Origin of the sequence: Rhizobium sp. 007 (genome assembly GCF_015353075.1) — a bacterium.
In the GTDB taxonomy this organism is placed as follows: domain Bacteria; phylum Pseudomonadota; class Alphaproteobacteria; order Rhizobiales; family Rhizobiaceae; genus Rhizobium.
The window spans coordinates 256,358-281,317 of sequence record NZ_CP064187.1; the positions used below are offsets into that span (position 1 = coordinate 256,358).

Genomic DNA, 24,960 nt, shown 5'->3' on the forward strand with positions numbered 1-24,960 from the left:
ACGGAGCAAGGGGCCACGCCCAGGGGCGCGCGCCTGCGCAGGAGATTTTCATGGCCACTATCGCCGAAATCGTCGTCGAAGCTGAAACCCCCTCGCGCCTCGCCGCCTTCTGGGCGGCAATTCTCGATGGCTATCAGGTCCGTCCCTATGACGACGCCGAAATCAGCCGGCTGGCGAAGCGTGGGTTTACGCCGGAGACGGACCCGACCGTGATGGTGGACGGCCCCGGCCCGTCGCTCTGTTTCCAGCGCGTCCCGCTGCGCGATTACAGCAACAACCGGGTCCATCTGGATATTGCCGTCGATGATGTTCCAGCCGCAATCGAACGCATCACCGCGCTTGGCGGCAGCGTCCAGCGAAGGGAACCAGGCTATACGGTGATGAAGGACCCGCAGGGCAATCAGTTCTGCATCGTGCCTGCGAGATAAAACGAGCCTTCGGTCAAATTTCGCAACGCGCCGCGGCCGGCGAAGCTGTGTCTTCACGAACACGAGGCGAAGATGGAAATCCGGGTGAAATGATGTCTGGCCGATGCGCGCGATTTTGCGAGCTGGCTGGGCGACTGGCGCGATTGCCGCCTGCTGCAGGGGCCGCAGCAATATGAGGGGCCGCTTGCACCGTCATGCGTAGATCAGCAAAAGCCGTCTGCGCGATGCGGAGGATGAGGAAACCTTCGCATAAAGTGCCGGACGGGTGAGGAACGCCGATATCGTATGACTGCCCATAAGGAACGAAAATTGCGCACCTTCTCGTTCCGTCTTGCACTGGAGACAATATTCGCGTAGAAGCCCGCACATCGATCTTGCTAGATGGACTTTGTTTCGGCCATTTGTGCCGTTCCTGGCGAACTTCCTCCAAAATCGGTCTTCATCGCGCGTTGGCTTTGGCCGGTGCGTTATCTTCTACGTACGATTTTAAAGGATATCGTCATGAACACAGGTACCGTTAAGTGGTTCAACGCAACCAAGGGCTTCGGCTTCATTCAGCCGGATGACGGCGCAGCCGACGTTTTCGTCCACATCTCTGCTGTCGAGCGCGCCGGAATGCGCGACCTCCAGGAAGGCCAGAAGCTTTCCTACGAGCTCGTTTCCGACAAGCGTTCGGGCAAGATGTCGGCAGACCGTCTTCAGGCGGCCTGAGCCGCGCAGGCTTGAGAATATCATCTCCGGAACGTGACCACGGATGTACTGGCACGTTTCGTCGAGATGGCAGGAAGGTCGGGTTAGCCCGGCCTTTTTTCGTTTGCGCCAAGCGTCTTGGATATCACTCCGCCGCTGCTCGCTTCAGCCCGGAAATCTGCGTGATGAAGGCGCGAAGGGCGGCCGGGCGCACCGGCTTGTGCTGGATGGCGATGCCGTGGCGCTCCGCCTCCACCCTGACCTCCGGCGTCCTGTCGGCGGTCACCAGCAGCGCCGGGAGATCGGTCCCGAAGCACTCCCGCAAATTCAGGATCGCGGAAATCCCCGTCCCGTCGCCGAGATGATAGTCCGCGATGATGAGATCGGGCGCGGGCTGACGCGTGTGGAAACCCGAAGCCGCGGCCAGGGAGTCGATAGCCTCCACCTCGCAACCCCAGCCGGAAATCAAGAGCCGCATGCCTTCGAGGATCTTCGGCTCGTTGTCGATGCAAAGAATCCTTAATCCCTTGAGCGGCTGCGGCAACCGATCGGTCGGCGCTGCGGAGGACGGTGCCGCGCCGGACCTGGAAACATCGAGTGGCATGACGATGCGGAAATCCGTGCCCTTGCCGTGCGTCGAATGCAGCTCGACCGGATGGTTGAGGACGCGGGCGATGCGGTCGACGATCGAAAGGCCGAGGCCGAGGCCGGAGGCCGTTTTCGCGCCTTCGTCGAGGCGCGCGAATTCCTTGAAGACGGTGCGGAATTTCGAGGGCGGAATGCCGATGCCGGAATCCATCACCTGGATCACCACCTGGTTTCCCCGCCGCCGGGCGCCGACCAGCACCTTGCCTGTCAACGTATATTTGATGGCGTTGGAAACAAGGTTCTGCACGAGGCGCCGCAGCAGGTTGGGATCGGAGCGGACCCGCAGCGATGTCGGCATCACGACGAGTTTCAGCTTCTTCGCCCGGGCAATCGGCGCAAAATCGGTCTCGATGCGCTCCAGCAGGCCGGCCAGCGGCACGGATGTCAGGCGCGGCCGCATCGCACCCGTATCAAGCCGCGAGATGTCGAGAACGGCCCCCAGAATGGTTTCGACCGATTCCAGTGCAGAATCGATATTGCGCACGATCGGCCCGTTTTCGGACTGTGCGATACGCTCGACGAGGGCGGAGGAGTAAAGCCGCGCCGCATTCAGCGGCTGCAGGATGTCGTGGCCGGCGGCGGCAAAGAAGCGGGTCTTGCCGATGTTCGCTTCATCGGCGGCCGCTCGCGCCTCGCCGAGTTCGCGGTTCACCCGCGTCAGCTCCGCCGTACGCTCGGCAACGCGCTGCTCCAGCGTCTCGTTTGCCTGCTTCAGCGCCTGGTCGGCCGCAACACGCTGGGTAATGTCGGTAAAGGTCGCCACGATGCCCTTGTCCGGCATAGCGTTGGACCGCACTTCGATGATCCGTTCGCCGCCGCCGAGAACGAGCGAGAAGGGTTTGTCGAGCGTCAGGAAATGCCGCACCGTCTGGCTGAGTTCGGCGGCTGGAACGTCACCGCGCTGGCTCAAGATCGCCACGATTTCCGAAAGCGGAAAGCCGACACGGCCGACATCCTCCGGCAGGTCGAGAAGCTGGCGGAAGCGCCGGTTCCAGATCGTCAGCTGGTTGGAGCTGTCGAAGACGGCAATGCCCTGGTCCATCTGCGAAAGCGCCGTCTGCAGCATGTCCTGGTTATACTGCAGCGCCTCGCTTGCCTGGTCGAGCAGCCATGCCGTGTCGGCGGAAGCGTCCTCGGTCTTCTGCAGGATCAGCGAAAGCACCAACCGCGCGGAGGAGGATCCGATGGCGCTGCCGAGCAGTTGTTCGGTGAAGTGGATGAGCGCCATGTCGGCCGGCTGGTCGTCCTCCAGCTTGCGCCCGGAATTCTGCTCGTATGTCGCAAGCGATCGCTGCATGCGCTCTTCGCCGAGATAGCGCGAGATTGCCGTTTTCAGGTCGCCGACGCTGATGCGGGTCTTCCATCCGCGGGTCGCAAATTGCGAGCGCGACTGCCCCTTCACGAAGATGCCTGCCTGGATGCGCTCCAGCGGACGGGCGTTGCGCGTCATCGAGCCGACGATGAAGAAGCCGGTATTGATAAGCAGGCTCATCGCTGTGGCGTTGACGAGCGGATCGGCATCGGCTGCAGCAAAAAGCGCCGTGCCCGGAAAGATGAAGCTGAGGAAGGCGGTCGCGACATAGGAATAATCCGGCCCGCCGAGCGAAGGCAGAAAGAGCAGGTAGAACCAGATGACGAAACCCGACGTAAGGCCGAGAATGGCGCCGCGTGCATTCGCCCGCCGCCAGATAAGACCGCCGAAGAAGGCGGGTGCGATCTGTGCGATCGCGGCGAAGGACAAAAGGCCGATCGAGGCAAGGCCGGCCGTGCTGTCGGTCGAGCGGTAATAGGCATAGCCGAGCAGCAGGACGGCGAAGATCGCGCTGCGGCGGATGTTGAGCAGGCTTTTCGCGAAGTCATCGCGCTGGCCGGTGCGTCCGGCAAGCTTCCGGCGCAGGAAGATCGGCATGATGATGTCGTTCGACACCATGATCGAAAGCGCAACGGAATCGACGATGACCATTGCGGTCGCCGCCGAAAAGCCGCCGATGAAGGTGATCAGCGAAACGATCTGCATCTGCCCCGCAAGCGGCAGGGACAACACGTAAAAGTCGGCATTGCCTGCGCCGCCGAAGGTCAGCAGGCCGCCGATCGCCACCGGCAGCACGAAGAGATTGATGGCGATGAGATAGAGCGGAAAGAGATAGCCGGCGAGCCGCAGCTGTTTTGCCGAGCGGTTTTCGACGACGGTGACGTGAAACTGGCGCGGTAGCATGATGATCGCAATGGCCGACAGCAGTATCAGCGTGATCCAGCGGCTGATCGGCGTCTTGTAGTCGAGGGTTGCGTTGACCAACTGGTTGTCCACGCTTTTCCGCCAAAGGTCGGCAGGCCCATCGAACAGAAACCAGATGACGCAGATGCCGGCGGTCAGGAAGGCGACGAGCTTGACCAGCGATTCCATCGAAACGGCGAGGATCAGACCGTCCTGGTGCTCTGTCGCATCGGTATGCCGCGTGCCGAACATGACAGCGAAGCAGGCCAGCACCAGGGTTGCGATCAGCGGCAGATCGAGGAAGTAGAGGTTGCCGCTGCCGATGCCATAATCCGAAGGATTGACCATCGCGGTCACCGTGCTGCTGATCGCCTTCAGCTGCAGTGCGATATAAGGAATTGTGCCGATCAGCGAGATCAGCGCCACGATCGTTGCGACCGTGGGATTCTTCCCATAGCGGGCGGCGAGGAAGTCCGCGACGGAGGTAAGCTTTTCGGCCTTGGCAAGTTCGATGATCCGCCGCAGCACCGGCATGCCGAGCGTGAAGACGAGGATCGGGCCGATATAGATCCCGGCAAATTCAAGGCCGCGCTGCGAGGCGAGCCCGACGCCGCCGAAATAGGTCCAGGAGGTGCAGTAGATCGCAAGGCTCAGCGCATAGACGATCGGCCAGCCGCCGTCCGGTATGCCCAGCCTCTGGCTTCTACGGTCGCCATAGCTTGCGACCGCAAAGAGCAGCAGCAGATAGCCGAAGGCAAACGCGATGATGACCCAGCCTTGAAGCATCGACCCTCCACCGGCGCGCCATCCGCCGGTTCTCCCAAAAGACATCAAGACTAAGGGAAATCGTCTGTCTTGGAAATTGCGATGATCTAGGCATTAAGTCCAAGGCGCAGGAAGGTCCTGGTTGTTTCAAAATTTGCAATTGAATAATCAATCAAGAGATGTAGCTAATAAAAACAACGGACTGTCCGTGAGAGCGCATCAGAGGGAGGCAGATCGGATGCTCAATGAATTCAAGGCCTTTATCGCCCGAGGCAACGTCATGGACCTTGCCGTCGGCGTCATCATCGGCGGTGCTTTTGGCGGCATCGTCAAATCGCTGGTCGACGATATCATCATGCCGATCGTCGGTGCCCTTTTCGGTGGTTTCGATTTTTCCAACTACTTCTTCGGTCTTTCGTCTGCGGTCAACGCGCCGACGCTTGCCGCAGCCCGCGCGCAGGGTGCTGTCTTCGCCTATGGCAATTTCATCACCGTGGTCATCAATTTCCTGATCCTTGCCTGGATCATCTTCCTGATGATCAAGGGCGTGAATATGCTGCGCAGGCAGGTCGAGCGCAACGAGCAAAAGGCAGCGGAAGAGGCGCCGCCGCCGGCCGATGTCGCGCTCCTCACGGAAATCCGCGATCTGCTGGCCAGGCGTCCGGCGGTCTGATCAAGGCATCGCAGCCCCGTATTTTGCGAGGTTGATTCATAACGAAAATCGATACGGCATCACGCATTCTCATGGGATTTGCGCCCGGTTTTGTTTTATGAAAGCGAAAACCGGAGATCTGCATGTCGATTATGAACAGCCTCAGCCCGCGCGCCGTTTCGGCGCCAGAAAGCGGGATCGTCGAAGTCGTCAATTATGCCCGGGGCCGCGATGGCCTGCTGCCGCTCTGGGTCGGCGAGGGCGATCTTCCGACACCGGATTTTATCAGCCGGGCGGCAATGGACGCGCTGGCAGCGGGAGAGACCTTCTATACCTGGCAGCGCGGCATTCCGGAGCTTCGTCAGGCACTATCTGACTATTACGCCCGGCATTTCGGCATCAGCCTGCCGGCGGAGCATTTCTATGTCACCGGCTCAGGCATGCAGGCGATCCAGATTGCGGTGCAGGCATTGACGTCGCCGGGCGACGAAATGGTCTATCTGACGCCCGCCTGGCCGAATATCGCCGCTGCGCTGGAAATTGCCGGTGCCCGCTCCGTCGGGGTTGAGCTTCAGTTCGAGGGCGGCAAATGGGCGGTCGATCTCGATCGCATCGAAGCAGCAATCACCCCGAAGACAAGAGCGCTGTTCATCAATACGCCATCCAATCCGACAGGGTGGACCGCAACGAAGAGGGATCTCGCGGACATCCTTGAACTTGCCCGCAAGCGCGATCTCTGGATCATGGCGGATGAAATTTACGCCCGATATTTCTACGCCGGCACCCGTGCGCCTTCTTTCCTTGATATCATGGTACCGGGCGACAAGGTCATGTTCGTCAATTCCTTCTCGAAGAACTGGTCGATGACCGGCTGGCGTGTCGGCTGGATCGTGGCGCCACCGGAAACCGGGCAGGTGCTTGAAAACCTGATCCAATATTCGACCTCGGGCGTTGCGCAATTCATGCAGAAGGGTGCGGTGGCAGCCCTCAACGAGGGCGATGGGTTTGTCGAGGCCAATATCCAGAAGGCGGCTCTTTCGCGCGACATCCTCTGCGATGCGCTGATTGCCACAAACCGCGTCGAGACGTTGAAGCCGGACGGTGCGCTCTACGCCTTTTTGAAGATCGACGGCGTCACCGACAGCCGCAAAGCAGCGCTGGATATCGTCGACAAGACGGGCGTCGGCCTGGCGCCCGGAACCGCCTTCGGCGCAGGCGGCGAGCTTTTCCTGCGAGCCTGTTTCCTGCGCGATCCGCTACAGGTCAAGGCAGCAGCCGACAAGCTCTGCGATTACATTCTGAAACTTTGACGCTCAAGGCCCGGCCGTCGCAGCCGGACCCTTTTTGACGTCAGAAACGGTGGTTCGCTAAAATTGTAGCAAAGCCGGAAATCAGCCTCTAACCACAGCAGCAAACTTACCGGTTCAAAGGCGTCCGAACGGGTGCCTGATAAGAAGATCTGAAAGGAAAAACCGCGTCAGATGCCCTGTCCGATTAAACAGGGAACGGGACATGGCAATTTTGGTGACAGGCGGCGCCGGCTACATCGGCAGTCACATGGTTTGGGCACTGCTCGATGCAGGCGAGAACGTCGTCGTGCTCGATAGCCTTTCCACCGGCTTTCGCTGGGCGGTCGCGCCTGCTGCGCGCTTCTACTTGGGGGATATCGCCGATGCCGAGGTCCTGAAGACGATCTTCATCGAGAACGACATCGAGGCGATCATCCATTTTGCGGGCTCCGCGGTCGTTCCGGCTTCGGTTGCCGATCCGCTTTCCTATTACGACAACAATTCCGGCAAGACGCGTGCGCTCCTGAGCGCGGCGATCGCTGCCGGTGTGCGCCATTTCGTCTTCTCGTCGACGGCGGCGGTCTACGGCCCGCAGAAGACTTCCGGTCCGGTCAAGGAAACAGCGCCGCTCAACCCGGAAAATCCTTATGGCCAGTCGAAGCTGATGACGGAGCTCATGCTGCGCGACGCTGCTGCGGCCTATGATTTCGACTATGTGGCGCTCCGCTACTTCAACGTTGCAGGTGCCGATCCGCACGGCCGCGCCGGACAATCCACGAGCGGCGCGACGCACCTCATCAAGGTCGCCTGCGAGGCAGCCCTCGGCAAGCGCGACAGCGTGCATGTCTACGGCATCGACTATCCGACGCATGACGGCACCGGCGTGCGCGACTATATCCATGTCACTGACCTTGCCGAGGCTCATCTCAAGGCGCTGCAGCATCTGCGCAAGGGCAAGGGATCGTTGGTCGCGAATTGTGGCTATGGTTCCGGCTATACGGTGCTCGACGTGCTGAACATGGTGGTGCGCCTGCACGGCTACGCGTTCAAGATTCATATGGCGCCACGCCGCCCGGGCGATGCCGCAAGTGTCGTCGCCGACGCCACCTTGGCGCATCGCGTGCTGGACTGGACGCCGAAATACGATTCCCTGGAGACGATCGTTCGCAGCGCACTGGACTGGGAGCTGGCGCTGATCAACCGCAGGGTCGGGGAGCTGCAGGGAGTGCACCGCGCCCTTGCCGCGGCTTCCTTCTAAACGCGATCACGTCTGTTTTTTGACGCAAAGTCCACTGGAACGAAGCGCTTCCTCTGTTTATTGATGGGAGGTCAATCGAGGGTGGACGGCGGACATGCAGAACAATCACGAACGGGAAGTCATTATCGAACGACGCGGCACGGCGGGGATCATCCGCCTCAATCGGCCGAAGGCGCTGAACAGCCTGACGCTCGGCATGGTGCGCATGATCGACGCGGCGCTCGACGAATTCGCCTATGATGACGGCGTTGCAAGCGTGGTGGTGACGGGTGAGGGCGACCGCGGCTTCTGCGCCGGCGGCGATATCCGTGCACTTCACGAAAGCGGGCGCTCGGGTTCTGAGCTTGCGGAGACCTTCTGGCGCGAGGAGTTCACCCTCAACCACCGCATCGCAAGCTACGCTAAACCCTATGTCGCCCTGATGGATGGTATCACCATGGGCGGTGGCGTCGGCCTTTCCGCGCATGGGCGGCACCGCATCGTGACGGAGCGGACGAGGCTTGCGATGCCGGAAACCGGCATCGGCTATTTCCCGGATGTCGGAGCGACCTGGCTGCTGCCGCGCATGCCCGGCGAGACGGGAACATGGGCAGGATTGACCGGCCAGGAGCTGAATGCGGCGGATGCTATCTATGCCGGCCTTGCCGATTTTGAGATCCCGTCGTCGCGGCTGCCGGATGTCATCGACGCGTTGGCTCGGCTGCCGGTCGGGTCATCGCCGGTAGCTTGCGAGGCTCTGCTGAAGCATGTTGCCGGCAAGGCGACCGAAAGCCGCCTGCAGGTCGTTCGGCCGTTGATCGACCATGCCTTCTGTTTCGATCGCGTCGAAGAGGTTCTGGAAGCGCTCGCCGCTGACGAAGGCGAATTCGCCGCCAAGACACGGAAGACCCTGCAGATGCGCTCGCCGACGAGCCTGAAATTGACTCTGCGTCTGCTGAGGGAAGGACGGCAGAGCGTCAATCTCGCCGCCTGCCTGAACCGTGAGTTAGGGGCCTGTATGCAGATATTGAAATCCGCGGATTTTTATGAGGGCGTGCGGGCGGCGGTGGTCGACAAGGATCGAAATCCGAAATGGTCGCCTTCGACCATCGAGGCGGTAAACGCAGAGGTGCTCGCGCCGTTCTTCAAACCGGCCGATCGCCCTCTTGCCCTCTAGCGCCACATTCCGCGCATGCGGGCGCCGACATCGATGCGGACTTGGCGCGCCTGTTGCGCGGAGGCGCTTTCGCTCTTGACCTGCGGCCAGCCGCAGACCTCGAAAAATTGCAGCAACGTCGCCGGGATGAAGCGGGTGCGCGAGGCATAGACGTGCCGGTCGCCCTGCGCATTCTGCCCGTGCGTGAAGAAGCGCTGCGGGACGACGAGATCGAGATTGTCCCTAGCGCGCGTCATCGCGACATAAAGCAGGCGCCGCTCCTCCTCTATTTCCGCGCTGGTGCCAACGCCGAGATCCGACGGAATGCAGCCGTCGACAACGTTCAACATGAAGACCTTGGTCCACTCCTGACCCTTGGCCGAATGGATTGTCGAGAGGATCAGATAGTCCTCGTCGAGCAACGGCACGCCCGCCTGGTCGCTGGTCGCATCAGGCGGATCGAGCGTCAGTTCGGTCAGGAAGCGTTCGCGCGACGGATAGCCGCCGGCGATTTGCTCGAGCTGCAGGAGATCGGCCTGACGAGTTGCGGCATCCTCGTGCAGCCGCTCGAGATGCGGCTGATACCATTCTCGGACCAGGCCGATTTCGGCGGGCCAGCCGGCTTTCCCGGATCTCAGCTCCTGCATGACCGAAACGAAGGAGGTCCAATCCTCGCCGGCGCGCGGCGGGGCGGGCATGTCCGCGAGGGCCTGCAAGGGACTTGGATCCTCCGCCATCTGGTCGAGTGCCCGCTGGGCCGTCGAAGGTCCGACGCCCGGCAGGATCTGCATCAGCCGGAAGCCGGCGACCCGGTCGCGCGGATTGAGCGCAAAGCGCAGGACGGCCAGCATGTCCTTGACATGCGCGCTGTCGAGAAATTTCAGGCCGCCGAATTTCACGAAGGGAATGTTGCGGCGGGTGAGCTCGACTTCCAGCGCGCCGCTGTGGTGCGAGGCGCGGAAAAGCACCGCCTGGTTCTTCAGCCGCGTGCCCTCTTCGCGGTTTTCCAGCACCTTGTCGGCAACATACCGGGCCTGGTCGGCCTCGTCGCGCACCGTGACGAGGCGCGGGCGCTCGCCCGATTGCCGCTCCGTCCATAGGTTCTTGGTGAAGCGCTCCGAGGCAAGATCAATGACGGCATTGGCCGCGGCGAGAATGGGTTGCGTCGAACGATAGTTGCGATCGAGCGTGACAATATCGGCCGGCGGGCTGAATGAGGCTGGGAAATCGAGGATGTTGCGGACTGTGGCGGCGCGGAAGGAATAGATCGACTGCGCATCGTCCCCGACGACGGTCAGCCCCTGTCCCTCAGGCTTCAAAGCAAGCAGGATGGAGGCTTGCAGGCGGTTCGTATCCTGATATTCGTCGACGAGCACATGATCGAAGCGGCCGCCGATATCCTCGGCGATCAGCGGTTCGGCAACCATCTGCGCCCAGTAGAGGAGCAGGTCGTCATAGTCGAGGACGTTCTGGGTCTGCTTGGCCTCGACATAGGCGGCGAAAAGTTCGCGGAGCTGCTTTTCCCATGCGGCACACCAGGGGAAGGCGTTACGCAGGACCAGGGGCAGTTCCGTCTGCGAATTCACGGCCCGTGAATAAATCGCAAGGCAGGTACCCTTGGTCGGGAAGCGGCTCTCCATTTTCGAGAAGCCGAGATCGTGACGAACGAGGTTCATCAGATCGGCGCTGTCTTCCCGGTCATGGATGGTGAAGGTGGGGTCAACCCCGATCTGCTCGGCATAATCGCGAAGCAGCCGCGCGCCGATCCCATGGAAGGTACCGCTCCAGGCCAGCGCATCGGCCATGATGCCGGAATTCCTGCCAAGAACCTCAGCGCAAATCCGCTCGACGCGGCGCGCCATCTCAAAGGCCGCCCGGCGGGAGAAGGTCATCAGCAGGATGCGGCGCGGATCCGCACCCTTGACGATCAGATGCGCAACGCGGTGCGCCAGCGTATTGGTCTTGCCGGAACCCGCGCCGGCGATCACCAGAAGCGGACCTGCAACTTGGCTACCGCCGGCAAGCGTGCCGTGTTCGACTGCCATGCGCTGCTGTGGATTGAGCTTTTCGAGATACATCCAGCCATCCGGTTGGCGCCCGCACGCAATGACGGCGCGGACAGATTAGGCGTTCCTTGAATGTTCTCGATAATGATTCCTGTCAAGCGCAAGCTTTAGTGAACGGCGGACACCACTTCCTGCCGCATGAGTTTCAAGCTCCGATCTGGCTGGAGAATGTAGGTTTCCCGCACCCGGTTGCCGCTTGAATTGAAGAAATTGTTGTAAACGGCGCTGCCGACGGGTGATTTTGTCAGTTTGGTTCGCGGCTGCCCGCCATAGGTCAAGCTGCCGGGAATGGGCGTGGGCTCCGATGCGCCGGAGGATGTGCAGGCGCACAGCATGACCGCCGCGAGAATTGCCGAAATGATCACTTTCATTGAACCACCCCGGCTGTCGATCCGTTGCATATGGGCCACCTGCTACCGAACGCCAAGGGTGGTTTCAAAGACAATGCTTGATTGCCCATCAGCTTGGCGTGCCGTTATGCAACGGAAAACCGCTTTGGAGCGTCAAAGCCACTGCTGCGGTGGCGACCGGTCAGTTCGGTTCTGGCTGCTGGATCGTCTTCGGTGGCGTGTCGTCATTTCCCCCGCCCTTGTCGAAAGGTTTGACCACCAGGATACTGAGAATCGAGGCGATCATCGCTGCAATAATGACAAGCATCAGTGTTCTCATGGAAATTTCTACTTCGGATAACGTGATTTGGGACGATTCAATTAAACTTTTTCAAGCGAAAGAAAAGTTCCAAAAGATTCTCGCGAGAATGCGCAAGAAAAAGTGGGAACAAAAACTGCATCTCACGTGTTTGATCGTCTGAATTCAACGCCGGAGACTGTTATGAGGACGACATTCCGTCTGGGCGCTGCCGCCCTTCTTGTTGCATCCGCCGCATTTGCCACACCTGCATCCGCCTCACTCAAAACCGATATCGATTATTATTCGGCATTGCCGCAGGATCAGATTGCGCTCAATGAATATACCGCCGCGCCTGCCTGTGAGCCGGCCGACGCGCATTATCTGCCATCCTTCATCCGTGCTCCGGACGGCACCATCATCGGCGTCGGCTATCTCGAGATAGAAAGCGACAGCAACTGCTGAAAGCAGACTATGGGGATTCTGCCCGGACAAGGCTCGCCTGCGCATGGCTGAGGGAACGAGCCTCTGACCAATCATGATGGCTGCGGTATTTCATGGGTAGCCAGCGCTCGCGTGCAACGCCTTTGGAAACGGGTTTCCAGCCTATCCTGCTTCAACAGTTAAATGAAAATGAACAACCATGCCTAAACGGCACAGGGCAGCAATTCCGATTACAGTCGGCCCTTTGGGCACCCGTCAGTGCAGCTTCAGCTTGGCTTCTTCCGCCGCCGCCAGAAACTCGGCGCGGGCCTCCTCGGCGGTCTTGCGTCCATCGAGCGCCGCGCGGCAGGCACTGCGGGCCTTAAGATAACGAAGCCCGCGGTTTGCGGGCCAAAGATCGGTAAGACATTTCAATGCATCGAACGGGCCGTTCACGGTTCGCGCATCGGCGTTTTCGAAGCCGACTTTGACCGGATTTCCCCATCTTTCCGTTGCCATAGGCGTATTCCTCCAGTGTTTACGCCAAAACGCGCATCCAGCCCGTTGCGTTCCCCTTACAAGGACCGTGCACACGGATATATTAGCGGGATATTTGTCGCCGGCAATCGGGTTGATCGGCAGATGCGCAAGATGCGACGGAGGATTGAATTTTTTGGCAGAAATGATGCCGGCGAGCCGGTCACACCTGCCAGGTGACCGCTCGCTCTTTGCAGTCAGGGCGCTCTTAAAGCCAGATGGACGTCTCGCGACCTTATCGAGGAAGTGGCGGGCAGCCGAGCCCGGAGGTCCCGGTTGCCGCGTCGTCCTGCTGCCCCGTTGCATTCGTGCAGTCAGGCGATAACGGGATCGCGGGGTTGACGCCGCTTGGGTTGATCGTGCTGCCGCTCCTGTTCAGATCGACGGCACCGGAATTGATCGTGCTGTTGGTGATGCCGGGATCCGTGCGGGTCGTGCCCGAGCCGGTATTGTTGGGAGTGGGAGCTATCGTGGTTCCGCCACCGGACCCTCCTTGGGTGCCGGTCGATTGTGCGAGAGCAGTGGTTGCGACGGCAACCGCCACGATCGAACTCGCGATAAAACGAATAAACATGAGGGCATCCTCCATTGTCTGTTCATAGAACCGCAGTCCGCGGGAGATGGTTCGATCACAAGGAGTTGAGCGAAAGCTGTGACCACGCATCACCATGAGACGAATCACGAAAATGGCTCTTTACCGGAAAACTGGTGCTGCCGAGTGGGATTGAACCACCGACCTCACCCTTACCAAGGGTGTGCTCTACCACTGAGCTACGGCAGCAGGACCAGGACGCATGAGCCGGACGGCTGCATTGCGTGAACGGGGGGCCTATTGCCACAGCTTCTTGATAAGCGCAAGCCGCAAATTCCAACTTCGCATGTATTAAGGCCAAGGCCCTTTTTGCGTGAGGCGGAATCCGCTAAACATCAAGCATGGACGACAAGATCGAAAATGCCGCAAAGGGCCGCAAGGCGGTGATCGAAGAACAGGCGAAACTGCGCCGCGAACGCGCTGCCGAAAAGCTTCGCGAAAATCTCGCCCGCCGCAAACAGCAGACACGGGCGCGCCGCTCCGGCCAGGCGGACGAGACAAATGGGCTTCCTGCCGCAAAAATGGACGAATCGTAATGTTCGTTTCACGGCGAATTGAAGCGTGCCCGGAATTCGTCTAAAGACCCCCATCCCTTTTAAAGGCAGAACTTTCAGAAAGGCGGGCACAGCCCGTAAGCCCATATGGATCGTATCAGAATTGTCGGCGGTAATGAGCTCAATGGCATCATTCCGATTTCCGGCGCCAAGAATGCTGCCTTGCCGCTGATGATCGCCTCGCTTTTGACCAGCGATACCTTGACGCTCGAAAACGTCCCTCATCTGGCAGATGTCGAACTTTTGATGCGCATCCTCGGCAATCATGGTGTCGACGTTGCCGTCAACGGCCGCCGCGAGCGCCAGGAAGACTCCTATGCACGCACGATCCACTTCACCTGCCGCACCATCGTCGATACGACCGCGCCCTATGAGCTGGTCTCGAAGATGCGCGCTTCCTTCTGGGTCATCGGACCGCTGCTCGCGCGCGAAGGCCACTGCCGCGTCTCTTTGCCGGGCGGCTGCGCCATCGGCACGCGTCCGGTGGATCTCTTTCTCGAAGGACTTGCAGCGCTCGGCGCAAACCTCGAAATCGACAGCGGCTATATCAACGCGACGGCGCCGAACGGAGGCCTGATCGGCACGCGCTACACTTTCCCGAAAGTTTCCGTCGGTGCGACCCATGTAATGATGATGGCGGCAACGCTCGCCCGGGGCACCACGGTCATCGGCAATGCCGCCCGCGAACCGGAAGTCGTCGACCTCGCCAACTGCCTGAACGCCATGGGCGCGAAGATTTCCGGCCAGGGCACCTCGACGATCACCATCGAAGGCGTGCAGTCGCTTTCCGGCGCGCGCCACCGCGTCCTGCCGGACCGCATCGAGACCGGCACCTATGCCATGGCCGTCGCGATGACCGGTGGCGACGTCGTTCTGGAAAACACCGATGCAGCTCTGCTCGAAACGGCATTCGAGACCCTCCGCCGTGCCGGTGCGGAAATCTCGCCGACCAACAACGGCGTGCGCGTCAGGCGCAATGGTGCCGGCATCAGGCCGGTCGATGTCGTGACCGATCCGTTCCCCGGCTTCCCGACGGATCTGCAGGCGCAGTTCATGGCACTGATGACGCGCTCCTCCGGCATTTCGCATGTGACGGAAACCATCTTCGAAAACCGCTTCATGCATGTGCAGGAGCTTGCCCGCCTCGGCGCGAAGATTTCGCTTTCCGGCCAGACGGCGAAGATCGAGGGCGTGCCGCGGCTGAAGGGCGCTCCGGTGATGGCAACGGACCTTCGTGCTTCCGTTTCGCTGGTGATCGCCGGTCTTGCCGCCGAAGGCGAGACCATGGTGTCGCGCGTCTATCACCTCGATCGCGGCTTCGAGCGGCTGGAAGAAAAGCTCACCCGCTGCGGCGCGATCGTCGAGCGCGTCAGCGAATAGGCAAGGGCGGTTCTACGCCCTTTATTCCGGTTGCGCATTTAGCCGCGGCATCCTATTTCCCTTGTCGAACGCATCGCCATCCCGGCGGTGCGCGATGGACCCAGGGGTTTTGCCTGCATGACCGATTTGAAGCTTCTTGCGCTCGATAGCGAAGACCTTTCCGTGGTCTCCGCCCATATGCAGGACAGCGTCTTCAAGGTCGGGGACATGGCCTGGTCGCCGCGGGACGGACAGTTTTCGATAGCCGCCAACCGCTTTGTCTGGGAAGATGCCCTCAACAAGCGCAAGGGCTTTGAGCGCCACCGGGCGGTGCTGATCTTCAAGCGCGTTCTGGCCGTCCGCTCCACCGGGATCGACCGCGAGCGGCGGGACGATGTACTGTCCCTGCTGTCCGTCGGCTTCGAACAGAAGGGCGAGGGGCCGGATGGCACGATCGAGCTGACGCTTGCCGGCGCCGCCGAGATCGTCCTCGACGTCGAATGCATCGAAGTGCAGCTTGCGGATATCGGTGGGGCATGGGAAACCGCCTCCAAGCCCCGCCACCCCGGTGCGTGAAGACGTCCCCGTGTCGAATTGAGAAGGAATATCTGCGTTGGCAATCTGGCTGGATCAGACATCGGACGGTTTCGAGCAGCGCTTCGCCGCGTTTTTGACAACCAAGCGTGAAGTTTCAGAAGACGTGAACGCGGCCGTGCGCACGATCATCGACGACGTGCGCGCCCGCGGTGATGAAGCGCTCGCCGAATATTGCAAGAAATTCGACGGCATCGATTTTGCCGATGTGCCGATGCGCGTGACCGAAGCGGAAATCGATGCCGCGGTGGAAGCAGTGCCTTCCGAAGTGCTCGGCGCGCTGAAGGTTGCGGCTGTCCGTATCGAATCCCATCATCGCCGCCAGCTGCCGAAGGACGATATCTACGAGGACGCCATGGGCGTCGGGCTCGGCTCGCGCTGGACGGCGATCGAGGCAGTCGGCCTCTACGTGCCGGGCGGCACAGCAAGCTATCCGAGCTCGGTGCTGATGAATGCGGTGCCGGCAAAGGTCGCAGGCGTCGAGCGCATCGTCATTGCGGTGCCGGCAACGGGCGGTGAGGTCAATCCGGCCGTACTTGCTGCGGCCAAGCTTGCCGGTGTTTCGGAGATCTACCGTGTCAGCGGTGCGCAGGCTATTGCCGCGCTCGCCTACGGCACGGAGACGATCGCACCGGTCGCAAAGATCACCGGCCCGGGCAACGCCTATGTTGCCGCCGCCAAGCGCCAGGTCTTCGGCACGGTCGGCATCGACATGATCGCCGGCCCGTCGGAAGTGCTGGTAATCGCAGACAAGGATAACAACCCGGACTGGATCGCCGCCGACCTTCTGGCCCAGGCCGAACATGATGCAAGTGCCCAGGCGATCCTGGTCACCGATAACGCCGAATTCGGCAAGGCCGTGGAAGTCGCCGTCGAGCGGCAGCTGAAGACTTTGAACCGTGCGGAAACCGCCGCCCGCAGCTGGCGGGATTTCGGTGCGGTCATCCTGGTGAAGGACCTGAAGGATGCGATACCGCTTGCCAACCGCATCGCGGCCGAGCATCTGGAGCTCGCGGTTGCCGATCCGGATGCGCTGCTCGACGGAATCCGCAATGCCGGCGCGATCTTCATCGGCGCCCATACGCCGGAAGTGATCGGCGATTATGTCGGCGGCTCGAACCATGTCCTGCCAACCGCGCGCTCTGCCCGCTTCTCCTCCGGCCTTTCCGTGCTCGACTTCGTCAAGCGCACCTCGATCCTCCGGCTCGGTCCGCAGCAGCTTCGCGATCTCGGTCCGGCGGCGATCGCCCTCGCGGTCTGCGAAGGCCTCGACGCCCATGCGCGATCGGTCGCGATCCGTCTCAATCTCGAAAGGTGAGGCATGGCGAAGGGCGACTTCCGGCTCTCAGATATCGTCCTTGACGATACGATCGGCCGTTCGACGCCTGATGTCGAGCACGAGCGCGCCGTCGCGATCTTCGATCTCATCGAGGAAAACAGCTTCGAGCCAGTCGGCCACAGCGGCGGACCCTACCGGCTGAAGATTTCGCTGGTCGATTCCAAGCTCGTCTTTGCGATCACCACGGAAGACGGACGGAATGTTGCGACCCATATCCTGTCACTGACCCCCTTCCGCCGGCTCGTGAAGGACTATTTCATGATCTGCGAAAGCTATTACGAGGCGATCCGCTCTGCCTCGCCAAGCCGCATCGAGGCGATCGATATGGGACGGCGCGGCATCCACAACGAGGGCTCGCAGACATTGAAGGACCGGCTTGCCGGCAAGATCGAGGTCGATTTCGACACAGCGCGCCGCATCTTCACGCTCGTCTGCGTGCTCTACTGGCGCGGATGACGGCGATGGCGCCGGCTCCGACCACGGCAGAAGGAAAGGCGCCCGGCGCGATTCTCTTCATGTGCGGGTTGAACGCCATCCGCTCGCCGATCGCCGAAGTGATCGCCCGTAGCATCCTGCCCAGGAATACCTATATACGTTCCGCAGGCGTTCGCGCCGGCGAGCGCGACCCCTTTGTCGACGTCGTGCTCGATGAAATCGGCCTTTCGCTCGGGCGTCGCCAGCCGCAGACGCTTGACGAACTCGAGGATGACTACTTCGATCTGATCATCACGCTCTCGCCACAGGCCCATCACGCCGCACTGGAACTGACGCGGTCGAGCGCCGTCGACGTAATCTATTGGCCGACGATGGATCCGACGGTCACAACCGGGACCCGCGAGCAGATTCTGGACGCCTACCGTGAGGTGCGTGATCACCTTGAGATGCTCATCGAAACACGCCTCGTCAGGAGAAATGGCATCGCCGCTCAATCGGCGTGAAACAAAAGGAAGAAAGCCCGATCAACAAGGTTCACAAATGACCCCTGATTGTGTAGTTTCCGCGAAAATTTTAAGGCGGCCAATGCCGTCATCTCAACCGACAGGAAGAAAACCTTTATATGCCTAAAGAAGAAGTCCTCGAATTCCCGGGTATTGTGACCGAACTTCTGCCGAACGCGACCTTTCGTGTGAAGCTCGAAAACGAGCACGAAATCATCGCCCACACGGCGGGCCGCATGCGCAAGAACCGTATCCGCGTTCTCGCCGGCGACAAGGTTCTTGTGGAAATGACGCCTTACGATCTCACGAAGGGCCGCATCACCTATCGTTTCAAATAGGCTTGGCCCGGAAGCCTAAAGGGCTTCCGTTTCCGGTCGAGGGTCCATGGCGCTCACATACAAGCTCATTCTGGCTTCCGGCTCGCCGCGCCGTGTCGACCTGCTCAACCAGGCAGGCATCGAGCCCTCGCGCCTGATGCCGATGGATATCGACGAGACGCCGAGGAAATCCGAGCATCCCCGTTCGCTTGCCCGGCGCCTTTCGACGGAAAAGGCCGAAGCGGCCCTTGCCGCGATCAAGAGCGACATGGCCTGGAAGGGCAGCTATATCCTTGCTGCCGACACTGTGGTTGCTGTCGGCCGCCGCATTCTCGGCAAGGCCGAGTTTGCCGACGAGGCTTCCGCCTCGCTGCATCTGCTTTCCGGCCGCAGCCACTGGGTCTATACCGGCGTCTGCCTGGTGACGCCCGACCGCAAGATCCGCCAGAAGATCGCCGAGACGAAAGTGCGCTTCAAGCGGCTTTCCGGTTTCGAGATCGAGAACTATCTTGCCTCTGGCCAGTGGCGCGGCAAGGCGGGTGCCTATGGCATCCAGGGGCTGGCCGGCAGCTTCGTGCAGAAAATGGTGGGCTCCTATACCAATGTCGTCGGCCTGCCGCTTTATGAAACAATCCTGCTGCTGACCGGCGAAGGCTTCGACGTGCATAGCCGGTGGCCTGAGGGCTGAGCCCGGAGGAAGATCACCGTGCCCGAAGAGAATAAAAACACCGCCAAGGTCGAACCGCTTCGCAAGACGCGCCCTTGCCCGGAATGCGGCAAGCCCTCGCATCGCGATCACTACCCTTTCTGTTCGAACCGGTGCCGCGAGGTCGACCTCTCCCGCTGGCTGAACGGCGCCTATGCCATTCCGGTTGCCGAAGACGAGAAGAAGGCGGACTACGACGACGAAAAGTAGCGAAAATCCACAGCGAACCCCTTCAATTTGCTTGTGAATCCGCAAAATGTCCCCGGTTGGCAAAAAACTGTCATTTGCTGCTTGCCATGGCCGGACAAGATGCTATAACCCCGCTCGCTTCCGGGGCGAACCAAGGCCCCGCACTTCTTTCAACGAAGAATGTTCTGCGAAGCACGGATGCCCAGATAGCTCAGTTGGTAGAGCAGCGGATTGAAAATCCGCGTGTCGCTGGTTCGATTCCGGCTCTGGGCACCATAAAAATCCAACGAATTCAATTGGATAGAAAAACGGAGCCGAAACGCTTCCGCCTCCATGTGGCATTCATGTGGCAATCCGCCCACGCCATGTGCCACCTAACCCAGTAAATTCGCTAGTCTTTCAGACCTTTGCTGCCTGCGCTTGTCCGACTCTTCGTCAACGAACAAGTGCCCATACAAATCGTAGGTAATCTTAATGTCCGAGTGCCCCATTTCACTTTGGACCTCTTTGGGATTGGCGTTGTCCGCTATGAGCATCGAGGCATGGAAGTGGCGGAGGAGATGGAAATTATAGAGCGGCTCCACAAGGGGTTTGCCGTCGTCGTCCCTCTGGATATCGCCATTCCTATCGAGGAGGGGGTTGGTTAGGCCGAGGCTGATTTGCAGTGGCTTCCATGCTCGATTGTAGATGTTGGGAAGGCTCATAGGTTCGCCAGACTTGGTGGCGAAGACGAGCGCATGCCCTCCGGCCTCAAGCTTCCACTGCTTGAGCATTTGCAGGAGGCTGGCTGGAACTGGAATGCTTCTATAGCCCGCGTCAGACTTTGTGACTTCTGCCACATCGCCGTTTTCATCGGCTCTTTGCCTTACATGGATTTTTCCTGCGTCGAAATCGACCGCCGCCCATGGCAGGCCTCGAACTTCAGACGCTCGCATGCCGGTATGGATCGCCGTGGCGATGATGGCCCGATACCGCCTCCATGCCTTAGCTCTTTGGACGTTCGGCTGAGCGCCGAGGGTGTCGAGTTCGGCCAGGATCAGGCGGATATGCTCCAAGGCTGGAACCTTTGCCTTTGTGATATCGCGCTTGTCCTTGCCTATGGAAACTTCACGGGCGACGTTTACCGCGACCTTCTGTTGCGTCACCGCCTCGTTCAGGAGGCCTTTCAGCGAGGTCATGACCTTCCTTGCCAGGGAGCGGCTATGGCCCGCTAGGAGCTTCGCCTTGAAGTCGAGGATAACGGCCTGCGTTAGATCGCAGAGCTTCAGGTGGCCCAAGGGCGGCACGATATAGAGGTCTTTATGGTAGTTGTACTGACGGAGGGTCGAAGCTTCGGCGGGGCCCCTTTCTCCCCGGCCAACGGTCACAGCCGTAATCCAGATATCAGCCATATCCGATACCGTGATGGACTGGCTATCGGGCACATGCGTCTTTTCCCGAACGCCTTTGACATTATCCTCCCACCAAGCTGTTGCCTCCCTTTTTGTGGGAAAGTTCTTGTGGCGACGACGCATTTTCTTCGTCTCGGGGTCATAGGCGAAATAATCGACTTCCCATGCTTCGCGCGGTTCGCCTTTTGACGTGATCCATTTCCTTTTGTGAACTTTGGACATGGTTTCAGCGCTCCCCATCAATCAATTTTAAGAGCTTTGTTCCGTCTTCGAGACGGACGCACCGCACCGTATACATCCTCGTATCCTCCATTCCTTCGTGTGGCATGGATTATATCCGGGGGATATCCGCTTGTCGCTGATTATTTAGCTCTATCTAAAATAATGGGGTGCCTTGGGACCCTCGGACCTTGACTGCTTGCGGGGCGGGTCGCTCCTTCGGTCGCTGCGCTCCGGCCCCCTATGGGGGCCTCGCTTGCTCAACGCTAGCCCGCCCGCTCGCCGTCAACCCCTGCGGGGTACGGTCCTACCCAAGAGCACCCCCAAGTCTCGGCGCGCGGCGACATCCGATTGGTTCAAATGAACCGCCGAAACTCAATCCAAATGACGCATGGTGTCTGCACTGAGTGCAAACTTGTAACCATGATTCAGAGCGGCGATCAATTCATCCCACATGAAAAACCAGCAAATTATGGGTATACCACTAAAACGATATATTCATACCACATGCAAACCCATGGTTGCAATCGATTCGAAAAGGCGCATACTGAACCTAATAACAAAACCGCAAGAAGTGAGTGCTCAAACAAAGAAAGGCAATGCCAAATGACCAAAAATCAAGCGAAATCAAGAGGTTCCAAGCGACCTGCGCTAGCCGATGAAGTGGCGCAGTTCATCCTCGTAGTCAATGAGGACGACGTTGGAGAATTTCTTGCTGGTCTCCCGCACGAGCTAATCAAACGCTGCCATGTTCAAAGCTTTCACCGAGTTGAATATGACCCGGATGAAGATGACGCTGAAAGTGCGGGATATGACGAAATAATCTTCGAAGACAAAGACGACGAAGTCGAACTCAAACTCTAAAACCCAACCGTTGCCTGCCCCACCGCGAATGGTGTGGTTAGTAAGCCTTAACTTACGGAGAACCCCAAATGAACATCGCCGCACTGCAACAAGTCGTTACTGACCCGGATATCGTTTGGGGAGCAGACGAGATTGGCCGCGTGATCGGCCTCGATCCCGGCAACAAGTCCAATCGCCGTAAGACGTTCTACGTGCTGGAAACGCGAGAACTGAATGGCATTCCGGTCAAGAAGGTCGGGCGCACTTATATCGCCAGCCGCACAGCTTTGCTGGAATGGGCGAAGGGAAAGTGACGGCATGAAAAAAGCCCCCAGTGCTGAAGCTGAGGCTACAAGCCAGTGCATGGAGGAGCATCTCAGCGAGCCGGTAGCGCATGCTCTGCTGACAATCCTGTTCGAGGCGAATTCAAGCAGCCGCACCGCCGCCCTGCCGTCAAAAGCATGGTGCGTAAGTCCAAGCTAACGCAATAGCAATCCGGAGAACCGACCATGAGTACCATCGAAGAATACCGCGAATACGTCGTCCCTGCCCATGACAACTACTGCGTGGTGGAGCCTGTTTGGACCGGCGACACAGTCAGCAAGGTCTTCAACATGCCGGTCATCGCATGGCTCATCCAGACCGATGGCGATGGCGGGTATCGATGTGCGGACCCTGTCCCGATCACCGTAAACGGAACGCGCCGCGACCGCTTCGTCTACAACGAATTATCGCAACGATACGCGCTCCCCGGATCACCGATCAGGTTCGAAGGTACGCAACAAGTGAAGGATTGGTACACGGACGGAAATATCGGCAAGACCGAATAACCGCACCAATGCCGCGCCCACAAGCGCGGCGGAGGGGCGGGAACAAAAGCGAGGCAAGGCAAGGGGCGATCCCGCCCAAAAGCAATGTCGAAATGAACGATCTACAGAAGGCAATCGTGACCGACACTGAAGAGTTTCTTGAGTGGAGGGAGCAGCTTGTCAAGAAGTACGAATATCGACCGCTGCGGGTCCGCCTTCGGTCGGTCCTGACCTGAGAGCTTAGCTCCCTCTTTCGGTCAGATCCCGCGAGGAATGGTCCTGACCCCGCAGTCCCCGTGGGACTTTTTGCCAACCACCTGAGCAAGAGACCGGCGACATGGCTAATAGCACAAACCCTCATGAAAAACAGCCTCAGAAGGCCACCACGCGAATTCGAGGCAATGGCCGGTCTATGACATCATCCGACGCCTCGAACGCGGGTCAGCGGGCAACGTCGGGCCGCGAGCGATTTACATTCGAATGGTTTAACGATTTCGAGGATGAGAGCCTGATCAAGGAATGGCTCATAGACGATGCATTTGGCAAGGGCGAGTTCACGACCATCTACGGAAAACCCGGAGCAGGTAAGTCAGTCATCGTGACCGATATGGCCTGCCATGTGGCGGCTGGCATGCCTTGGCATGGCAAGGGAGTGAAGCAGGGCTTCGTGGTCTACGTCGCCGCTGAGAGGAAGGATTTGACCAAGCGGCGCATGCGCGCTTTTCAGATACACCATGACCTGAAGGGTTTCGTGCCGCTCGCCGTCGTCGGCGGTCGAAAGATCAATCTGTTAGACAGCAAAGTTGCCGAGCAACTGGCAACCGAGATTAACGAGGCCGCGAGCGAGAAGGGTCTGACCCCTGCTTGGATCATCATCGACACGCTGAGCCGCACCTTCGGCGGCGGCAACCAGAACGACAGCCAGGATATGGCAAAATTCATACAATCCTGCGACCAAATCACCCACGCGGTGACCGGCAGCCCGCACGTCACGGTCATCCACCATACCGGCCAAGCAGACGGCAGCCGGGGCAAGGGCGCGATTGATCTTGACGCTTCTGTGGACGCGAGTTTTCTGGTCAAGCAGTTGGGCAACAACTGTTTCGAGGTGGAATGCGACGGTTCCAACGATCTGGCAGAAATGAAAGTGCGCTTTGCACTTGAGAGCGTGGTGATCACGACGGACAAGCAGGGGAAGGACGTTCCGGCTCCTGTGGTTGTTCCCATGGAGGGCGACGACGCGACCGGCGATAAACAGGAACTGACCAAATCCGAAGACAGCGCCCTGAATATCCTTCATCGCCAGATCGAACAGCGCGACGGCGAATGCTCCGAACAAAAGTGGCGGCAGGCTTGCTATACGGAATGGAAGGCAGGGGAGGTGCCGCCGCCGACATTTGAAGCCCAAAAGAAGCGTTTCGACCGAGCCAAGAAGGGGCTTGACGGAAAGGGACAATTGACGCTTCGCGATGGCATGTACGTCTTGGCGAAGAATGCCTGATTTCCAGTCTTTTCCGGCAGGGACAGCTACAGGGACATAGGGACACATCTATAGATGTGTGTCCCTAATGTCCCTTTCAGTATGCTCAGGTACAAAAGAGACAATGTCCCTAGTTTGTCCCCGATGTCCCGCCACCAAAACAAAGGCCGAGCGACGATCTTGGGGAGGTCCGTACCGCAGGTTGACGGCTCCGAGGAGGGGCATAAGCTTAGCGGAGCCAGCCGACCGTTAGGGCGGCGGCGCAGCGACCGAAGGGAAGCGCCCTGTGAAGGGCAGTCAAGGACCGAAGGGTCCCAAGCCGGCGCGAATACAGAGAAGGCACACAAGTATAGGTTGCAGTAGTTCCAGATCGCGAAAAGTGTGAGAACGGCTATATGCCCCCCTGTGGTGTGATCGAGGCGACCCACCCCGGCCTTGGTAAAAATGAAGCTTGGGATGCCCCGGAAAATGGCTCCCAAAAAAAGACCGTGGGCATGTGTGCCTAATGATTTCAACCCTCTGACCATTTGACGCCGACGTACCGCCGAGGGCGGTCGTGATAGGCTAGGAGGGTGTGGGTGTCGAATAGCTATCGATCAGCGGATAGCCGATCTGCGAGTCGAATTCTAAGTTATTGTTTTATGGCCGTTCTTTGGAGCATGTAGCATCCATTTGGCAAGAGCTACAGCTTGATTTTACTCCTGCCCTTGGGTTTCCAACGTACATCAGGGGGATTTCAGGTTCATTCATCAGGGCGGCAAACACTTGAAACATATAGCACCAGAAGATAATCGCGTCAGAGTCTCGGGGGTGCGGTATCACACCGCTGCGTCGTGCTCTTCGAGGCCGGCCGAGAGAGAGTGCGCTAGGCTCAAGGTGTGGTCTTGGCAACGAACC

27 protein-coding genes and 2 tRNA genes are annotated in these 24,960 nt (G+C 59.6%); 22 read left to right on the forward strand and 7 right to left on the reverse strand.

Features of this window, described 5'->3' with window-relative positions; translation table 11 throughout:
• Positions 1-50 precede the first annotated feature (50 nt).
• Both ISN39_RS01210 and ISN39_RS01215 read left to right on the forward strand, forming a co-directional pair.
• Positions 51-428 carry a VOC family protein gene (locus tag ISN39_RS01210; protein ID WP_074066592.1) on the forward strand — a complete coding sequence of 126 codons (378 nt, stop codon included), beginning with the start codon at positions 51-53 and terminating at the stop codon, positions 426-428.
• 501 nt (positions 429-929) lie between these two features.
• Positions 930-1,139, forward strand: coding sequence for a cold-shock protein (locus ISN39_RS01215; protein ID WP_022718262.1), 210 nt, complete (start codon positions 930-932; stop codon positions 1,137-1,139).
• A 124-nt stretch (positions 1,140-1,263) separates the two neighbouring features.
• Here ISN39_RS01215 and ISN39_RS01220 read toward each other — a convergent pair whose 3' ends face one another.
• Positions 1,264-4,767, reverse strand: a complete 3,504-nt coding sequence (locus ISN39_RS01220) for a PAS domain-containing hybrid sensor histidine kinase/response regulator (RefSeq protein WP_194728905.1) — start codon at positions 4,765-4,767, stop codon at positions 1,264-1,266.
• Positions 4,768-4,984: 217 nt separating this feature from the next.
• Here ISN39_RS01220 and mscL point away from each other — a divergent pair, with 217 nt between their 5' ends.
• The 4 genes from mscL to ISN39_RS01240 all read left to right on the forward strand — a co-directional run bounded on the left by mscL (position 4,985) and on the right by ISN39_RS01240 (position 9,101).
• Entirely contained in the window at positions 4,985-5,419 is a 435-nt protein-coding gene (mscL, locus tag ISN39_RS01225; RefSeq protein WP_074066594.1) for a large conductance mechanosensitive channel protein MscL, read from the forward strand.
• A gap of 122 nt (positions 5,420-5,541) precedes the next feature.
• On the forward strand, positions 5,542-6,708 hold the full coding sequence (locus tag ISN39_RS01230; protein ID WP_194728906.1) for a pyridoxal phosphate-dependent aminotransferase: 1,167 nt from the start codon (positions 5,542-5,544) through the stop codon (positions 6,706-6,708).
• Between the two features lie 202 nt (positions 6,709-6,910).
• Positions 6,911-7,945 (forward strand): UDP-glucose 4-epimerase GalE, encoded by a 1,035-nt coding sequence (galE, locus tag ISN39_RS01235; protein WP_194728907.1) that lies wholly within the window; start codon positions 6,911-6,913, stop codon positions 7,943-7,945.
• A gap of 94 nt (positions 7,946-8,039) precedes the next feature.
• On the forward strand, positions 8,040-9,101 hold the full coding sequence (locus ISN39_RS01240) for an enoyl-CoA hydratase/isomerase family protein (protein ID WP_194728908.1): 1,062 nt from the start codon (positions 8,040-8,042) through the stop codon (positions 9,099-9,101).
• On the opposite strand, the gene ISN39_RS01245 is transcribed toward ISN39_RS01240, so the two are convergent.
• Together ISN39_RS01245 and ISN39_RS01250 are read right to left on the reverse strand one after the other, a co-directional pair.
• On the reverse strand, positions 9,098-11,158 hold the full coding sequence (locus ISN39_RS01245) for an ATP-dependent helicase (RefSeq protein ID WP_194728909.1): 2,061 nt from the start codon (positions 11,156-11,158) through the stop codon (positions 9,098-9,100). The two genes, ISN39_RS01240 and ISN39_RS01245, sit on opposite strands and share 4 nt — an antisense overlap.
• A gap of 95 nt (positions 11,159-11,253) precedes the next feature.
• Positions 11,254-11,517, reverse strand: coding sequence for a hypothetical protein (locus ISN39_RS01250; RefSeq protein WP_194730072.1), 264 nt, complete (start codon positions 11,515-11,517; stop codon positions 11,254-11,256).
• 77 nt (positions 11,518-11,594) lie between these two features.
• Here ISN39_RS01250 and ISN39_RS01255 point away from each other — a divergent pair, with 77 nt between their 5' ends.
• Both ISN39_RS01255 and ISN39_RS01260 read left to right on the forward strand, forming a co-directional pair.
• A complete protein-coding gene (locus ISN39_RS01255) occupies positions 11,595-11,957 on the forward strand; it encodes a hypothetical protein (RefSeq protein WP_194728910.1) in 363 nt (120 codons plus the stop codon).
• A 20-nt stretch (positions 11,958-11,977) separates the two neighbouring features.
• Positions 11,978-12,238, forward strand: coding sequence for a hypothetical protein (locus ISN39_RS01260; protein ID WP_074066599.1), 261 nt, complete (start codon positions 11,978-11,980; stop codon positions 12,236-12,238).
• Between the two features lie 234 nt (positions 12,239-12,472).
• Here the strand turns inward: ISN39_RS01260 and ISN39_RS01265 are convergent, their stop codons facing one another.
• From ISN39_RS01265 to ISN39_RS01275, 3 genes are all read right to left on the reverse strand, one after another.
• Complete coding sequence (locus ISN39_RS01265; RefSeq protein WP_074066600.1) at positions 12,473-12,715, reverse strand: DUF982 domain-containing protein; 243 nt, start codon at positions 12,713-12,715, stop codon at positions 12,473-12,475.
• Positions 12,716-12,968: 253 nt separating this feature from the next.
• Positions 12,969-13,307, reverse strand: coding sequence for a hypothetical protein (locus ISN39_RS01270; RefSeq protein WP_194728911.1), 339 nt, complete (start codon positions 13,305-13,307; stop codon positions 12,969-12,971).
• Positions 13,308-13,439: 132 nt separating this feature from the next.
• Positions 13,440-13,514: transfer RNA gene (locus ISN39_RS01275), tRNA-Thr, on the reverse strand.
• Between the two features lie 152 nt (positions 13,515-13,666).
• Here ISN39_RS01275 and ISN39_RS01280 point away from each other — a divergent pair.
• The 10 genes from ISN39_RS01280 (at position 13,667) to ISN39_RS01325 (ending at position 19,597) form a co-directional block, all read left to right on the forward strand.
• A complete protein-coding gene (locus tag ISN39_RS01280; RefSeq protein WP_039843891.1) occupies positions 13,667-13,861 on the forward strand; it encodes a hypothetical protein in 195 nt (64 codons plus the stop codon).
• A 105-nt stretch (positions 13,862-13,966) separates the two neighbouring features.
• Positions 13,967-15,259 carry a UDP-N-acetylglucosamine 1-carboxyvinyltransferase gene (murA, locus tag ISN39_RS01285; RefSeq protein WP_194728912.1) on the forward strand — a complete coding sequence of 431 codons (1,293 nt, stop codon included), beginning with the start codon at positions 13,967-13,969 and terminating at the stop codon, positions 15,257-15,259.
• 117 nt (positions 15,260-15,376) lie between these two features.
• The gene (locus tag ISN39_RS01290; RefSeq protein ID WP_074066602.1) at positions 15,377-15,814 is read left to right on the forward strand and encodes a DUF2948 family protein; all 438 of its coding nucleotides are present in this window, start codon (positions 15,377-15,379) and stop codon (positions 15,812-15,814) included.
• A gap of 37 nt (positions 15,815-15,851) precedes the next feature.
• A complete protein-coding gene (hisD, locus tag ISN39_RS01295) occupies positions 15,852-17,150 on the forward strand; it encodes a histidinol dehydrogenase (protein ID WP_074066603.1) in 1,299 nt (432 codons plus the stop codon).
• A gap of 3 nt (positions 17,151-17,153) precedes the next feature.
• Positions 17,154-17,627 carry a UPF0262 family protein gene (locus tag ISN39_RS01300; RefSeq protein ID WP_074066604.1) on the forward strand — a complete coding sequence of 158 codons (474 nt, stop codon included), beginning with the start codon at positions 17,154-17,156 and terminating at the stop codon, positions 17,625-17,627.
• A gap of 5 nt (positions 17,628-17,632) precedes the next feature.
• Positions 17,633-18,109 (forward strand): low molecular weight phosphatase family protein, encoded by a 477-nt coding sequence (locus ISN39_RS01305; RefSeq protein ID WP_022718247.1) that lies wholly within the window; start codon positions 17,633-17,635, stop codon positions 18,107-18,109.
• Positions 18,110-18,228: 119 nt separating this feature from the next.
• Positions 18,229-18,447, forward strand: coding sequence for a translation initiation factor IF-1 (gene infA, locus ISN39_RS01310; protein WP_003545338.1), 219 nt, complete (start codon positions 18,229-18,231; stop codon positions 18,445-18,447).
• A gap of 46 nt (positions 18,448-18,493) precedes the next feature.
• Positions 18,494-19,114 (forward strand): Maf-like protein, encoded by a 621-nt coding sequence (locus tag ISN39_RS01315; protein ID WP_022718246.1) that lies wholly within the window; start codon positions 18,494-18,496, stop codon positions 19,112-19,114.
• Positions 19,115-19,132: 18 nt separating this feature from the next.
• On the forward strand, positions 19,133-19,342 hold the full coding sequence (gene yacG / locus ISN39_RS01320; protein WP_074066606.1) for a DNA gyrase inhibitor YacG: 210 nt from the start codon (positions 19,133-19,135) through the stop codon (positions 19,340-19,342).
• 179 nt (positions 19,343-19,521) lie between these two features.
• Positions 19,522-19,597, forward strand: a tRNA-Phe gene (locus ISN39_RS01325).
• A gap of 98 nt (positions 19,598-19,695) precedes the next feature.
• Here the strand turns inward: ISN39_RS01325 and ISN39_RS01330 are convergent.
• Positions 19,696-20,934 carry a site-specific integrase gene (locus ISN39_RS01330; protein ID WP_194728913.1) on the reverse strand — a complete coding sequence of 413 codons (1,239 nt, stop codon included), beginning with the start codon at positions 20,932-20,934 and terminating at the stop codon, positions 19,696-19,698.
• Between the two features lie 603 nt (positions 20,935-21,537).
• Between ISN39_RS01330 and ISN39_RS01335 the strand changes: the two genes are divergently transcribed.
• The 4 genes from ISN39_RS01335 (at position 21,538) to ISN39_RS01350 (ending at position 24,084) form a co-directional block, all read left to right on the forward strand.
• Positions 21,538-21,795: a hypothetical protein gene (locus ISN39_RS01335; protein ID WP_194728914.1), complete on the forward strand. Its 258-nt coding sequence runs from the start codon at positions 21,538-21,540 to the stop codon at positions 21,793-21,795.
• Positions 21,796-21,863: 68 nt separating this feature from the next.
• On the forward strand, positions 21,864-22,088 hold the full coding sequence (locus tag ISN39_RS01340; protein WP_194728915.1) for a hypothetical protein: 225 nt from the start codon (positions 21,864-21,866) through the stop codon (positions 22,086-22,088).
• Between the two features lie 195 nt (positions 22,089-22,283).
• Positions 22,284-22,604 (forward strand): hypothetical protein, encoded by a 321-nt coding sequence (locus ISN39_RS01345; protein WP_194728916.1) that lies wholly within the window; start codon positions 22,284-22,286, stop codon positions 22,602-22,604.
• Between the two features lie 391 nt (positions 22,605-22,995).
• Positions 22,996-24,084: an AAA family ATPase gene (locus tag ISN39_RS01350; RefSeq protein ID WP_194728917.1), complete on the forward strand. Its 1,089-nt coding sequence runs from the start codon at positions 22,996-22,998 to the stop codon at positions 24,082-24,084.
• The last annotated feature ends 876 nt before the right edge of the window (positions 24,085-24,960 follow it).

Bases quoted from the DNA above. Each gene is read 5' to 3' on its own strand.
- ISN39_RS01250 (WP_194730072.1), bottom strand. From the start codon at position 11,517: ATGAAAGTGATCATTTCGGCAATTCTCGCGGCGGTCATGCTGTGCGCC.
- ISN39_RS01245 (WP_194728909.1), bottom strand. From the start codon at position 11,158: ATGTATCTCGAAAAGCTCAATCCACAGCAGCGCATGGCAGTCGAACAC.
- ISN39_RS01335 (WP_194728914.1), top strand. From the start codon at position 21,538: ATGACCAAAAATCAAGCGAAATCAAGAGGTTCCAAGCGACCTGCGCTA.
- ISN39_RS01345 (WP_194728916.1), top strand. From the start codon at position 22,284: ATGAGTACCATCGAAGAATACCGCGAATACGTCGTCCCTGCCCATGAC.
- ISN39_RS01315 (WP_022718246.1), top strand. From the start codon at position 18,494: ATGGCGCTCACATACAAGCTCATTCTGGCTTCCGGCTCGCCGCGCCGT.
- galE (WP_194728907.1), top strand. From the start codon at position 6,911: ATGGCAATTTTGGTGACAGGCGGCGCCGGCTACATCGGCAGTCACATG.
- ISN39_RS01330 (WP_194728913.1), bottom strand. From the start codon at position 20,934: ATGTCCAAAGTTCACAAAAGGAAATGGATCACGTCAAAAGGCGAACCG.
- ISN39_RS01280 (WP_039843891.1), top strand. From the start codon at position 13,667: ATGGACGACAAGATCGAAAATGCCGCAAAGGGCCGCAAGGCGGTGATC.
- ISN39_RS01290 (WP_074066602.1), top strand. From the start codon at position 15,377: ATGACCGATTTGAAGCTTCTTGCGCTCGATAGCGAAGACCTTTCCGTG.
- murA (WP_194728912.1), top strand. From the start codon at position 13,967: ATGGATCGTATCAGAATTGTCGGCGGTAATGAGCTCAATGGCATCATT.
- infA (WP_003545338.1), top strand. From the start codon at position 18,229: ATGCCTAAAGAAGAAGTCCTCGAATTCCCGGGTATTGTGACCGAACTT.
- ISN39_RS01215 (WP_022718262.1), top strand. From the start codon at position 930: ATGAACACAGGTACCGTTAAGTGGTTCAACGCAACCAAGGGCTTCGGC.
- ISN39_RS01270 (WP_194728911.1), bottom strand. From the start codon at position 13,307: ATGTTTATTCGTTTTATCGCGAGTTCGATCGTGGCGGTTGCCGTCGCA.
- ISN39_RS01340 (WP_194728915.1), top strand. From the start codon at position 21,864: ATGAACATCGCCGCACTGCAACAAGTCGTTACTGACCCGGATATCGTT.
- ISN39_RS01260 (WP_074066599.1), top strand. From the start codon at position 11,978: ATGAGGACGACATTCCGTCTGGGCGCTGCCGCCCTTCTTGTTGCATCC.
- ISN39_RS01265 (WP_074066600.1), bottom strand. From the start codon at position 12,715: ATGGCAACGGAAAGATGGGGAAATCCGGTCAAAGTCGGCTTCGAAAAC.
- mscL (WP_074066594.1), top strand. From the start codon at position 4,985: ATGCTCAATGAATTCAAGGCCTTTATCGCCCGAGGCAACGTCATGGAC.
- ISN39_RS01240 (WP_194728908.1), top strand. From the start codon at position 8,040: ATGCAGAACAATCACGAACGGGAAGTCATTATCGAACGACGCGGCACG.
- ISN39_RS01350 (WP_194728917.1), top strand. From the start codon at position 22,996: ATGACATCATCCGACGCCTCGAACGCGGGTCAGCGGGCAACGTCGGGC.
- ISN39_RS01300 (WP_074066604.1), top strand. From the start codon at position 17,154: ATGGCGAAGGGCGACTTCCGGCTCTCAGATATCGTCCTTGACGATACG.
- ISN39_RS01220 (WP_194728905.1), bottom strand. From the start codon at position 4,767: ATGCTTCAAGGCTGGGTCATCATCGCGTTTGCCTTCGGCTATCTGCTG.
- ISN39_RS01305 (WP_022718247.1), top strand. From the start codon at position 17,633: ATGGCGCCGGCTCCGACCACGGCAGAAGGAAAGGCGCCCGGCGCGATT.
- ISN39_RS01230 (WP_194728906.1), top strand. From the start codon at position 5,542: ATGTCGATTATGAACAGCCTCAGCCCGCGCGCCGTTTCGGCGCCAGAA.
- ISN39_RS01210 (WP_074066592.1), top strand. From the start codon at position 51: ATGGCCACTATCGCCGAAATCGTCGTCGAAGCTGAAACCCCCTCGCGC.